A 12,357-nucleotide genomic window follows, 5' to 3' on the forward strand; every position below is an offset into this window, starting at 1 on the left:
ATCTATGTTTCGCACAATGATGAGAGCAAAGTTACATCGTGCAACTGTAACGGAGGCAAATTTAAATTATGTAGGTAGTATTACAATTGATGAAGATTTAATGGATGCAGTAAATATTGTAGAAAATGAAAAAGTCCAAATTGTAAATAATAATAATGGTGCTCGCTTAGAGACATACGTTATTAAAGGGGAACGCGGTAGTGGTGTTGTTTGTTTAAACGGTGCTGCGGCAAGGCTTGTACAACCAGGGGACAAAGTAATTATTATTTGTTATGGGCTAGTTACGGAAGAAGAGGTTCATAAACAAGAACCAAAAATTGCAGTACTAGACGACAATAATCAAATTATTGAAATGTTAGGTGCTGAAAAAGCGGGTACGATATTATAAGTAGAAAAGCTATCTCCATTGCGGAGATAGCTTTTTTGTGCATCTTTTCATTAAGATGAGATAAAACGTGGTATAGTAACATTATATAAATTATTGTTGTTTGAACGGTAAGAAATTGAGGTGTTACATATATGAGTAAGCGTTATGTCGTTGTTGATTTAGAGACGACAGGGAACTCCTGGAAAGATGGGAAGGATAAAATTACCCAAATTGCAGCTGTTGTAGTAGAAGATGGAGAGATATTGGAGATTTTTTCGTCTTTTGTTAACCCAAAGAGAGAGATCCCACCATTTATTACAGAATTAACAGGGATTGATGAAAGTCTTGTAAAACAAGCCCCGTTATTTCAAGATGTAGCCCCGATGATTGTTGAGCTATTACAAGGTGCGGCTTTCGTTGCGCATAATGTTCACTTTGATTGGAATTTTTTAAATGAAGAATTAAGGCAGGCTGGATATACAGAAATACATTGTCCTAAAATCGACACGGTTGAATTGGCTCAAATTCTTTTACCGACAGCTGATAGTTATAAATTACGTGATTTAGCTAAGAAGCACGAACTAGAACATGATCAACCACATCGTGCGGATAGTGATGCTCTTGCAACAGCGGAATTATTTTTACAATTTTTAAATGAAATTGAAAAGTTACCACTTGTCACGTTGCAATCGCTTTATGAATTAAGCGACGTGTTTCAAAGTGATATAGCTGATGTGCTTTCTGAAAATATTTTAAAGAAAGTAATGCATGGTAAAGAAGATATAGCGGAGTATGAAATACATCGAAATATTGCGCTGAAAAAGCGGAACTATTCCTTAAACCTTGGAGAAACGTGTTCATCAAAGTTTGATGCTTTCTTGAATAAAACGATGGATAAATTGGAATCACATATGCCAAAGTTTGAAAGAAGAGAAAGTCAACAACTGATGATGAAAGAGATATATACGGCGTTAAGAGATTCTCGTTTTTCACTAATTGAAGCCGGTACAGGAACAGGAAAGACTCTTGCGTATTTGCTTCCTAGTCTTTATTTTGCAAAGAGAAAAGAAGAACCTGTCATTATAAGTACACAAACGGTACAACTCCAACAACAAATATTAGAAAAAGAAATTCCGTTATTACAAAAAATAATGCCATTTTCATTTGATGCAGCTCTTCTAAAAGGAAGAAAGCATTATCTTTGCTTACACAAATTTGAGTATGCTTTACAAGAGGAAGAAAAAAATTATGATATGGCTCTTACGAAAGCGAAGATTTTAGTTTGGCTATTGCAAACTGAAACGGGTGATCGAGACGAATTAAATATTCCTGAGGGCGGAAAGTTACTTTGGAATCGTATTTGTAGTGATGCGTATAGTCCAGGCGGTATGCAAAGTAATTGGTTTAGTCGTTGTTTTTACCAGCGAGCGAAGAATAAAGCTTTATTTGCAGATATCGTTATTACAAATCATGCGTTATTATTTCAAGATTTTTCAAGTGAAGAACCGCTGTTTGCTTCATGCGAACATATTATTTTTGATGAAGCTCACCATATTGAAGAAGCTGCGAGTAGAACATTGGGTGAACAGTTCTCTTGTATGTATTTTCAATTGGTTATATCTCGTCTTGGGACGCTAGAAACAGAAGATGTACTCTCCAAAGTATATAAAATGATGAAAAAATCAGAGCAAGCATCTCGTTCAACTTTCCGTATGATAAGTTATAGTTTGAAGGAACTTAAGTTTGATGCGGATGAACTCTTCCAAATGTTACGTACTTTTATATTTAAACAAACAAAGCAAGAGCAAGGAACGAATAATATGCCGCTCATCTATAGGTATAACGCAGAACTAGAAAAAGGTAAGTTGTGGGATAGTATCGTCGAATTAACAAATCGTTTTATATATGAATTAAGAAGGATAGTAACTGCTCTTGAGAAGCAAGTGGATATATTGCAAAGTAAGTTAGAATGGGAGATGCATGTTGTAACAGGTGAATTTATGCATTTAATTGAGTTGCTGAGAAAGATGGCAGAATCATTACAGTTACTCGTATTAGAAAAGAATTCGTATGTAACTTGGATGGAGACTGAAACGAAAGGGACGATTCATTCAACAGTTCTATATGCACAGCCTGTTCATATTGGTGAAAGATTTGCTGATGAATTTTTAACAGAAAAAAAGAGTGTTATTTTTACATCCGCAACACTAACAGTTAACGATACGTTTGATTATATAAAAGAGGAACTTGGTTTACATGATTTCGCTCCAAATACTTTAAAGGTTCCGTCGCCATTTCGTTATGATGAACAAATGAAATTAATGGTTTCAACGGATGTACCTTTTATTAAGCAAGTAAGTAATGAGCGATATATTGAATCTGTATCGGAACATATTGCAAAGATAGCGAAAGCCACAAAAGGCAGAATGCTTGTTTTATTCACTTCGTATGAAATGTTAAAAGAAGCGTATGCGAATTTAAAAAATAATGATGAATTAGAGGGTTATTTATTACTCACACAAAGTGTGAATAATAGAAGTCGAAGCCGCTTAATTCGAAAGTTTCAAGAGTTCGACAAATCAATTTTATTAGGGACGAGTAGTTTCTGGGAAGGGATAGATATTCCAGGAGATGCCTTAAGTTGTCTTGTTATTGTCCGTCTACCATTTACGCCTCCTCATCAACCTATGATGGAAGCGAAAGGTGAGTGGCTAAAAAATCAAGGTGAGGATGTATTCGCTAAATTAGCGTTGCCACAAGCAATATTACGTTTCAAACAAGGATTCGGCCGCTTAATTCGAACGAATACAGATACAGGAACGGTAGTAGTGTTAGATCGTCGTTTGACGAGTTCTTCCTATGGAAAACGATTTCTACAATCGATCCCTAACGTACCTCTTTATGAAGGGCCATTAGAAGAATTATTAGTACAATTAGAAGAACCATTAAATGAATAAAAATGGAAGAAAAATACGCCTGAAGTACTTATAAACTTCAGGCGTAAAAAATGTGGGTAGGAGGAATTTTATTTTTCTTACTTCTTGTATACAAAATGTGTTGGTTTTCGACTTGAAACCTTTTTTTGCTGTACATGTCCTGCTATAATAGATGGGTGATGAAGCAGGGGTTGTAAAGAATGTACTCTTATTGTAACCGCATTGCGTTCTTCTATAATTAGAAATTTTTGTGTAACGGAGGAGTTTTTTCATGGAGAAGAAAATCGAAGTACTATCAACGACGCGTATTAAATATTCGTCTGATTTGTATAAAATTGTTGATAGTTTGAATCGTACGTTAAAAGAGCAGGACCTCATGTTCGGACTAGCATTAGACGAAAAAGATAAAGAAACAGCTGTATTTACGATTTACAGAACGTAGCGATACAATGAAAAAGTGGATTTTTGCAATCATTATTGTTATCGTTGCTAGCGGAATATATGGGGCGTATGTTTATAATAAAGCGATGGGAAAGAAAATTCCAAAAGAGTCGAAATTTGTAGAAATTGCTAAAGAAAAAGCAAAGCTTACAAAGGTGAAATCTGTTGATTATTACAACGGAAAATCTGCATATATAGTCGTGCAAGGTACAGATGAAAAGGGAGAACAACTTATCGTTTGGGTGCCTGAGAAAAAAGGGGATACTGTAGTAAGGAAAAAGAGTGAAGGTATTTCTGAAAAAGAGGCTATACAAAGAACAATAGAGCAAGTCGGCAATGAAAGTAAGGAATCAAAAAGTAAGCCGAAAGAGATTATGAAAGTGAAATTAGGCTTTGAAAATGATGTACCACTATGGGAAGTTACATATATTGATGATGACAATCGTTATAGTTATTACTATCTTGAATTTAAAGATGGAAAATTTTTAAGACGATATAGCATTGAAAAATAGATGTAGGGGGAACTACAAATGAAATTAGCAAAGCGAGTAGCTGCTTTAACACCGTCTTCAACTTTAGAAATTACAGCAAAGGCACAAGCATTAAAAGCAGAGGGTCATGATGTAATTGCATTAGGGGCAGGGGAACCTGACTTTAATACACCAGAGCATATTATGGATGCTGCACATAAAGCGATGTTAGAAGGGCATACGAAGTATACACCAACAGGTGGATTACAATCGTTAAAACAAGAAATTGTGAAGAAATTTACTCGCGATCAAGGTATTGCGTATGATCCATCTGAAATTATTGTATGTAATGGCGCAAAGCATGCATTATATACATTATTCCAAGTATTACTTGATGAGGGAGATGAAGTTATCATCCCAACTCCTTACTGGGTAAGCTATCCAGAGCAAGTAAAGCTTGCTGGCGGTAAGCCGGTTTATGTAGAAGGTTTAGAAGACAATGAGTACAAAATTACAGCAAAGCAGCTGCGTGAGGCAATTACAGAGAAAACGAAAGCAGTTATTATTAATTCACCGAGCAATCCAACAGGAATGATTTATAGCAAAGAAGAATTACAACAGCTTGGAGAAGTATGTTTAGAACATGATATTTTAATCGTTTCTGATGAAATTTATGAAAAATTAATTTATGGTGGCGTAGAATATATTTCAATTGCCCAGCTTTCTAATGAATTAAAAGAACAAACACTTATTATTAATGGTGTATCTAAATCTCATTCTATGACAGGATGGCGTATTGGATATGCTGCAGGAAATAAGCAGCTTATTAAAGCGATGACGAACTTAGCGAGTCATAGTACGTCAAACCCTACTTCAATCGCTCAATACGGCGCAATTGCGGCATATGCAGGATCACAAGAACCTGTGGAAACAATGCGTCAAGCCTTTGAAGAGAGATTAAACATCATTTATGATAAATTAATTCAAATCCCTGGCTTTACTTGTATTAAACCGCAAGGTGCATTTTACTTATTCCCTAACGTAAAAGAAGCTGTAGCTTTATCAGGATATGCAACAGTTGATGATTGGGCAAAAGCTCTATTAGAAGAGGAAAAAGTGGCTCTTGTACCAGGTACAGGATTTGGTGCCCCAAATAATGTTCGTTTATCATATGCGACATCTCTTGAACAAGTAGAGAAAGCATTGGAACGCATCCATACATTTATGAAAAGTAAAGTGCAAGCTTAATTGTATATTTCATTTATGTAATATACAAAACCTCCCTATTAATGGGGAGGTTTTTTTGACGAATTGTGGCAAAAAGAAATAGCTAAAGGTGTGTTATACTAGAGAGCGAGGTGTTTGGTGATGAAAAAGAAAATGATGTTACAGTGGTTTGAGCAGGGAAGCATTGCAATTCCAAAATTGCTTATGATGCATTATAAAAAATTAGGTTTAAATGAGACGGAATTTATGGTTGTACTTCATATACATACATTTTTAGAATCAGGTAATTCGTTTCCGACTCCTTCAGAGATTTCTGAACGGATGACGATAACAGAAATGAAATGTATGGAAATAATTCAAGCGTTGATTCAAAAAGGTTTTTTATCACTAGAAGGTGGACAAAGATCAGAAGCGATGATGTGCGAAAGTTATTCTTTACAACCGTTATGGGAAAAAATATTACATTTCTTAATGGATGAATCAATAGAGGAAGAGCAAAAAGAAAAAAAACAGCTGCAAGTAAATTTATATACAGTATTCGAAAAAGAATTTGGAAGACCACTTTCGCCGTTCGAATGTGAAACGTTAGGAATGTGGGAGGACCAAGATCAACATCATCCAAATTTAATTCAAGCGGCTCTTAGAGAAGCTGTAATGAGTGGAAAACTAAATTTCCGATATATTGATCGTATTTTATTTGAGTGGAAAAAGAATGGAATTAAAACGGTAGATCAGGCTCAAAATCAAGGTCAAAAATTTAGAGCGAATCAACAAAGAGCACAACAAATGACAAAACAAGAGACGAAATTTACTGGAAAAGTGCCTTTTTATAATTGGTTGGAGCAGTAATATAGGAGGGGAAATATGCTTAACAAAACGCAAATCCGTTATTGTTTAGACACAATGGCGGATATGTATCCAGAAGCACATTGTGAATTGGTTCATGACAATCCATTTGAACTTGTAATCGCGGTGGCGTTATCTGCACAATGTACAGATGTACTTGTAAATAAAGTGACAAGAAATTTATTTCAAAAATATAAAACACCAGAAGATTATTTAAGTGTTTCTCTAGAAGAATTACAACAAGATATACGCTCTATCGGATTGTATAGAAATAAAGCAAAAAACATTCAAAAATTATGCCGAATGTTATTAGATGACTATAATGGGGAGGTACCGAGCGATCGAGATGAACTTACGAAATTACCAGGTGTAGGAAGGAAAACAGCGAATGTTGTAGTTTCCGTAGCGTTTGGGATTCCGGCAATTGCTGTTGATACACATGTGGAGCGAGTGAGTAAACGATTAGCGATTTGTAGATGGAAAGACTCTGTGTTAGAAGTAGAAAAAACGTTAATGAAGAAAGTACCGATGGATGAGTGGGGGGTTACGCATCATCGTATGATTTTCTTTGGACGTTATCACTGTAAAGCACAACGACCGCAATGTGAGGAGTGCAGGCTGTTAGAAGTATGTCGTGAAGGAAAGAAGCGAATGAAGGTGAAATAAAGGATGGAGCGAGTTATAGAAATACCGAAAGAATTTCATTGCTTACCATTTTTTAAAGAAAGCGTAAATTCAATTGAGTATCATACAGACGAGTCTTTTGAAGAAATAATACAAAATACTTACTTTATATTTGATATTGAAAGACAGTATAAGCCATGGAAGGAAATTGAAAACAGTATTCCAGCAGTGTTGAATGTATGGAAAAATAAGCATGAAGACATTGCTATACTGTTTCGAAATAGAGATAAGCAAGAGGCTGAGGGGCCAATGATTCTTTTTGCAGCTCACTTGTTATCGGTTGTCTATTGGTTAAATGAGCAACCTGTTCATAGTTTGAATGAAATGCAAATAAATACGAATAAATTAAAAGTGCAACCTGTTAATTTTATGGAAAGGTATTCATTCATTATAAAGAAACCGAGTAATTATCATTCTTATATTCAATTAGCGCAGTTATATATCGAAATAGAAAAGCTGTTTGTAAAGAAAATGATAACAAAAAAGAAGTCTGCTTCTCGTTAAGAGAAACGGACTTCTTTTTTTGTTTATTAGGACTCTGTTGTAACAACAGCACCGTCTGCCTGAGGTGTATCTCCTCCGGTATTTTGGTGTTGCTGTTCTTGTTGTTTCTTAGCTTCGTCTTCAGCTTTTTTCTTGGCCTCTTCTTCAGCTTTCTTCTTAGCTTCGTCTTCAGCTTTTTTCTTAGCTTCGTCTTCAGCTTTTCTTCTAGCTTCCTCATCAGCTTTCTTTTGAGCTTCTTCTTGCTGTTTACGTTGTTGTTCTTGTTGTTGCTGCTGTTCTTGTTGTTTCTTAGCCTCTTCATCAGCTTTTTTCTTAGCTTCGTCTTGTTTTACTTTATCTTCATTAGCTTTTTTCTGGGCTTCCTCATCAGCTTTTTTCTTAGCTTCTTCATCGGCCTTTTTCTTAGCCTCTTCATCAGCTTTTTTCGCATCTGGAGTTCCGCCAGGCGCAGTGAAGGATGCACCAATTGCTGGGCTTGTTCCAGTACCTTTTTTCGCTACTACAGAGAAGCTGTAAGTAACACCTGGTTTAATACCACCAAGAGTAGCTGTCGTACCACTTATTGATAGGCTACCACTTGAACCGTCAGTTGCTTTATAGCTGGCTGCATATGCGTCAACTTCTGCTGGTCCAGACCAGTTTAGTGTAACTGTGCTAGCGCCATCAAAAGTGACATTCAGACCACTAGGGGCATCTACTTTAATTTGTTTAATTGCATCTTTTTTCGCACCTTTAACGTATAACTCTCCGTTTATTTCTTGTACAGAAGAAGGACGTTCAAAGCGTGATTTATCTGTAGCGAATTTGCTCATCATTATTTGGAACATTTGCTGTGCAATTCTAGTGGAGCGATCACTAACATAATTTTTTGGACCATCTTTTTCGTAACCAGTCCAAACAGCCATTGTGTATTGTGGTGTATATCCAGCAAACCAGCTATCTCTGTTTGCATCAGCTGGGATATCATATTTTTGAAGAACTGATGCATCAAAGTTTTGTGTTCCTGTTTTACCTGCTACGTCAACACCTGAAACGTATGCTGTTGGACCTGTACCACCAGAACCAGGTTTTACTACGTCACGAAGAACGTCAGTAACCATGTAAGCTGTATAGTCTTGCATTGCGCGTTGTTCCTTAGGTTTAAAGCTTTTCTTTTTCCCGTCCGGGAAGGTTACTTCTTTTACGAAGTGTGGTTTATTATAGTTACCACTATTACCGAAGGTTGCATATGCACCTGCTACTTCCAATGGAGACCCTTCGTTACTACCGATTGCTGTTGATTCGTAGACTTTTCCTTCTTTAAAGGTCATGCCTAAACCTTCAGCGAATTCTTTTGACTTATTAAGACCAACTGTTTGTGCTGTCTTTAAAGCTGGAATGTTTAATGACTTTTTCAAAGCTTCACGTAGTGAAACGTCACCTTTGTAGCTCTTTGTTGCATTTTGTATTTTTTTACCATTGGAATACGTATACTCTGAATCGTTTAATTGATGGTATGTAGACCATTGTAAATTTTCAATTGCCGGACCGTAGTCGAAAATTGGTTTCATTGTTGAACCAACTTGGCGTTTTAAATCAGTTGCCATATTATGACCTTTGAAAGTAGACTTACTTTCTTTACGTCCAGCACCAATTGCTCGAACTTCTCCAGACTGTGTATCCATAAATACGAATGACCCTTGGAATTGATCGTCTGGATACTTAATAAGATTGCCATCCATAATTTTGTCAGCGTAATCTTGAGCATCTTGATCAAGTGTTGTATGAATCGTTAAACCATCTGAACCGATATTTACATCAGGATATTCTTTTTCAACTTCTTTTACAACCGCATCTAAAAATGCTTGATACTTCATCTCAGTTACTTCTGAAGACGGTTGAAGGCCCTCTGTTACTGGGATCTTAACGGCGTTATTCATTTCTTCTTTTGTTATATAACCATGTCGATTCATTAATGATAATACAACATTACGACGATTTGTTGCTCGTTCAACATTTTCCTTTTTTGTTGGATCATAAATGTTTGGACCTTGGGGTAAACCAGCGAGCATAGCAGCTTCATGTAATTGCAAGTCTTTTAAATCTTTACCATAATATTTTTGCGCTGCTGTCGCAATACCATATGAACGGTTACCTAAATTAATCTTATTTAAGTACATTTCTAAAATCTCATGTTTAGAGTATTGTTGCTCTAATTTATAAGATAAGTACCATTCTTGTACTTTTCTCTTAGCAGTTTTATCCATCGTTAGAAAATAGTTTTTAACGACTTGCTGTGTAATCGTACTACCACCTTGGGAACCGAAACCACCAGTGACATTTTCCATAACTGCTTTTGTAGTTCGTTTAAAATCAATTCCATTATGATCATAGAAACGCGAATCCTCAGTTGCAAGGAATGCATTTTCAACTACTTTTGGAATTTGATCATAAGTAACATGCGTTCGTTTTTCAGCACCGTATTCATAGAAGAAATTCCCGTTTTTATCAAGAAACTTTGTTGATAAAGGATTAACAAGTTTGGATTTGTCTAATTTTGGAGCGTCCTTTACCATAACAAAGAAAGCGGAAACGCCGGCTACGAGACCAACGATACCAAGAAGTAGACAACCTATAAGGAATTTCTTGAAAAAGGAGCCTTTTTTCTTTGGTTTTTCTTCTTTATGTGTTTTTTTCTCTTGATTTTTCACATGATTTCGTTCTGTACGAGAACGATAATTATCTGACATTATACTTTCTCCTACCTTTCATTCTCTCCCCAAAAGTCGAAAAAAGAGCCTTAGTGATGACTCTATCACGAAAAATAAACCGTGTCTAGTACACGGATATAGTCAATCCGAGGGTGATAACCGCATGATAATAAGGATCCATGCTCTTCTATTTCTTCTTTCGTAATCGACTTGCGTCCACCAGTATTTTGACGATTCCAAAATGCAATAATATGTTTTGCATCTAATAAATAAAATTCATCAAAAAGTGTAAATTTAATAATGACAAATGCAATTCCATTATGAGCAACCACTTGCTTCATATGTTCTATTTGATGAAGGTGGAAGTTTTGAAGTGGGAAACTAGTTTTATTTTTTGTTTCCTTTGCTTCAAAATCGATGTATTTCCCTTTGTATACACCGTTGTAATCTGTTGTAGAAGGTTGTTTAAAATACGCTTCTTTTACCACTGCAGCACTTCGAGCGGGGTAATCTACTTTTACAATTTGAAGAGGTGTAGGTTTTTTATGTACACATGCAATATTATGGGTTAAGTAATATTGATTTGTTTCATTCAATTCCTCTTCAAGGGACATACCTCTGTTGCTATAAGTATGTGTTTTTATAGGTGTTTTTTGAGGTTGTGAAGCTTGATTATACCTTTTTCCATTTGGGTAACGAATGGTCATAGTGTGTCCACTCCCAACTTACTAAGAATTACTTACAAAGGTGATTATATCAAAAAATGAAAAAAGATGTGACCTTTTTGATGAAAGGTATGATGACTTATTTATGTTGACATGGAATGATTATATGAAAATTAAACAAAATCGAGAAAAAAAGTTTTGTACAGAGGAAGAAAAAGCAATCATTCGCAATATTACAAAGAAAACAGAAATAGCTAATGTGGACAATATTTCTCGGACACAATCTTATCAAGAATATTATTTAAGAAATAGTGAAATCAGGTGGGCCTTTTTAGCGAGTATGGTTTCGAGAAATGCGGGATGGAATATGACCGATTTAGAAGGGAGATATTATGCTACTGTTTTACCTAAAACGGTAAAAAAACATTTATTTCTTCTGTACGAACAAGCTAATTGGATTATTTTCTTAGATGCCTTTCCTCAGCTATTATTGTATGAGGAAAGTAAGAAGAGACGTACACCTCTCTTTCATTTGTTGCAATATTTCAGCGTATCAATTTTTATGGAAAAAGAATGGTTACTTTTCTGGGAGAAAAGAGATATGAATAGGCTTATAACAGCCCTTATTATAAATGAACAAAATAAAATTCAAAAACCAGTCATTGAGAGCACATATTTTAAAAAACATGTATTCCATACTGCACTTTTTAAAGTACAAGAAAGATTTCATATTAGTGCAGTTATCTTCCCAACAATTGAAGGGAGGATGTATGGATTTTCGGTTTATCAATTTGAAACGTTACAACAGCGTATAGAACTGGGAAAAAAATTAGCATGGTTATTGTTTCATCCAATTTATAATGGTTCGTTTTATAAGTTTGCAGTGCAAACTACACATACTGGGTCTAGAGAAGATTATGAATTTTACTCAAAGGAAACTAGAAAATCGTGTACGCCAGCACTTAGAGATAGTTATCCTGTTGTTTTACATGAAGAAATAGAAATGAGAGATTGGTTTTGTGCAAATATGAAAATGAATGTGCTATTTGTACTTGAAGAACCTAAAGAGGAAGTTAATATAACAGAATGGTATAGGAGAAAGAGGGAACAAATCTATAGGATATCTATCGTAAATCGTTTCGTTAAAAGGATGGATGAGTTCATGATATAATGAAAAAGAAGTCCCGTCTTCCATTTTGAAGACGGGACTTCTTAATTTGAAATAATCCTGCTATGCTTGCTACGACTTTAATCTCAAAACGTAATGCTAGTAGGAGATTAAGGGTGACTTGAAATTTAACCGTACGTAATAAAGTCTCGCTTTATGTAGCAGGGAAGTTTGGACCATCTAGCTTTGGATTGCCAGTCTCGGGTTTATTTTGTTGTTTGTTTTGGTTTTTCTTTTTTTCATTTTTGTTCTTTGCCATTGTACTACACCTCCTTTTTGTATTGTTACCATTTCTATAAATGACATACGAAATGATTTCTTTGACGAATAACAACTAGTTTTGTCATGTGGGCAGGAGT

Annotated in this window: 12 protein-coding genes; 9 read left to right on the top strand and 3 right to left on the bottom strand. The window is 35.4% G+C overall.

Features of this window, described 5'->3' with window-relative positions; translation table 11 throughout:
* Positions 1-4: 4 nt before the first annotated feature.
* From panD to ASE54_RS01330, 8 genes are all read left to right on the top strand, one after another.
* Positions 5-388 carry an aspartate 1-decarboxylase gene (panD, locus tag ASE54_RS01300; protein WP_000490186.1) on the top strand — a complete coding sequence of 128 codons (384 nt, stop codon included), beginning with the start codon at positions 5-7 and terminating at the stop codon, positions 386-388.
* Between the two features lie 131 nt (positions 389-519).
* Positions 520-3,324, top strand: a complete 2,805-nt coding sequence (dinG, locus tag ASE54_RS01305) for an ATP-dependent DNA helicase DinG (RefSeq protein ID WP_000044951.1) — start codon at positions 520-522, stop codon at positions 3,322-3,324.
* 250 nt (positions 3,325-3,574) lie between these two features.
* Positions 3,575-3,745 carry a YpmA family protein gene (locus tag ASE54_RS33380; protein WP_000412179.1) on the top strand — a complete coding sequence of 57 codons (171 nt, stop codon included), beginning with the start codon at positions 3,575-3,577 and terminating at the stop codon, positions 3,743-3,745.
* Positions 3,746-3,752: 7 nt separating this feature from the next.
* Entirely contained in the window at positions 3,753-4,256 is a 504-nt protein-coding gene (locus tag ASE54_RS01310; protein ID WP_000758739.1) for a DUF5590 domain-containing protein, read from the top strand.
* Positions 4,257-4,274: 18 nt separating this feature from the next.
* A complete protein-coding gene (aspB, locus tag ASE54_RS01315; RefSeq protein WP_000761559.1) occupies positions 4,275-5,462 on the top strand; it encodes an aspartate transaminase AspB in 1,188 nt (395 codons plus the stop codon).
* Between the two features lie 120 nt (positions 5,463-5,582).
* Complete coding sequence (gene dnaD, locus ASE54_RS01320; RefSeq protein WP_000728537.1) at positions 5,583-6,290, top strand: DNA replication protein DnaD; 708 nt, start codon at positions 5,583-5,585, stop codon at positions 6,288-6,290.
* 15 nt (positions 6,291-6,305) lie between these two features.
* Complete coding sequence (nth, locus tag ASE54_RS01325; protein ID WP_000933035.1) at positions 6,306-6,953, top strand: endonuclease III; 648 nt, start codon at positions 6,306-6,308, stop codon at positions 6,951-6,953.
* A gap of 3 nt (positions 6,954-6,956) precedes the next feature.
* Positions 6,957-7,475, top strand: a complete 519-nt coding sequence (locus ASE54_RS01330; protein ID WP_000442662.1) for a YpoC family protein — start codon at positions 6,957-6,959, stop codon at positions 7,473-7,475.
* 26 nt (positions 7,476-7,501) lie between these two features.
* Here ASE54_RS01330 and ASE54_RS01335 read toward each other — a convergent pair whose 3' ends face one another.
* Together ASE54_RS01335 and recU are read right to left on the bottom strand one after the other, a co-directional pair.
* A complete protein-coding gene (locus tag ASE54_RS01335) occupies positions 7,502-10,204 on the bottom strand; it encodes a PBP1A family penicillin-binding protein (protein WP_001283103.1) in 2,703 nt (900 codons plus the stop codon).
* A gap of 65 nt (positions 10,205-10,269) precedes the next feature.
* Positions 10,270-10,872, bottom strand: coding sequence for a Holliday junction resolvase RecU (recU, locus tag ASE54_RS01340; RefSeq protein ID WP_000155599.1), 603 nt, complete (start codon positions 10,870-10,872; stop codon positions 10,270-10,272).
* Between the two features lie 103 nt (positions 10,873-10,975).
* Between recU and ASE54_RS01345 the strand changes: the two genes are divergently transcribed.
* Positions 10,976-12,001 carry a DUF2515 domain-containing protein gene (locus ASE54_RS01345; protein ID WP_003277507.1) on the top strand — a complete coding sequence of 342 codons (1,026 nt, stop codon included), beginning with the start codon at positions 10,976-10,978 and terminating at the stop codon, positions 11,999-12,001.
* 151 nt (positions 12,002-12,152) lie between these two features.
* Here ASE54_RS01345 and ASE54_RS37495 read toward each other — a convergent pair whose 3' ends face one another.
* A complete protein-coding gene (locus ASE54_RS37495; protein WP_003277508.1) occupies positions 12,153-12,332 on the bottom strand; it encodes a hypothetical protein in 180 nt (59 codons plus the stop codon).
* Positions 12,333-12,357 lie beyond the last annotated feature (25 nt).

Origin of the sequence: Bacillus sp. Root131 (assembly GCF_001429475.1) — a bacterium.
Classification (GTDB): Bacteria; Bacillota; Bacilli; order Bacillales; family Bacillaceae_G; genus Bacillus_A; species Bacillus_A thuringiensis_S.

Bases quoted from the DNA above. Each gene is read 5' to 3' on its own strand.
- panD (WP_000490186.1), top strand. From the start codon at position 5: ATGTTTCGCACAATGATGAGAGCAAAGTTACATCGTGCAACTGTAACG.
- dinG (WP_000044951.1), top strand. From the start codon at position 520: ATGAGTAAGCGTTATGTCGTTGTTGATTTAGAGACGACAGGGAACTCC.
- ASE54_RS33380 (WP_000412179.1), top strand. From the start codon at position 3,575: ATGGAGAAGAAAATCGAAGTACTATCAACGACGCGTATTAAATATTCG.
- ASE54_RS01310 (WP_000758739.1), top strand. From the start codon at position 3,753: ATGAAAAAGTGGATTTTTGCAATCATTATTGTTATCGTTGCTAGCGGA.
- aspB (WP_000761559.1), top strand. From the start codon at position 4,275: ATGAAATTAGCAAAGCGAGTAGCTGCTTTAACACCGTCTTCAACTTTA.
- dnaD (WP_000728537.1), top strand. From the start codon at position 5,583: ATGAAAAAGAAAATGATGTTACAGTGGTTTGAGCAGGGAAGCATTGCA.
- nth (WP_000933035.1), top strand. From the start codon at position 6,306: ATGCTTAACAAAACGCAAATCCGTTATTGTTTAGACACAATGGCGGAT.
- ASE54_RS01330 (WP_000442662.1), top strand. From the start codon at position 6,957: ATGGAGCGAGTTATAGAAATACCGAAAGAATTTCATTGCTTACCATTT.
- ASE54_RS01335 (WP_001283103.1), bottom strand. From the start codon at position 10,204: ATGTCAGATAATTATCGTTCTCGTACAGAACGAAATCATGTGAAAAAT.
- recU (WP_000155599.1), bottom strand. From the start codon at position 10,872: ATGACCATTCGTTACCCAAATGGAAAAAGGTATAATCAAGCTTCACAA.
- ASE54_RS01345 (WP_003277507.1), top strand. From the start codon at position 10,976: ATGTTGACATGGAATGATTATATGAAAATTAAACAAAATCGAGAAAAA.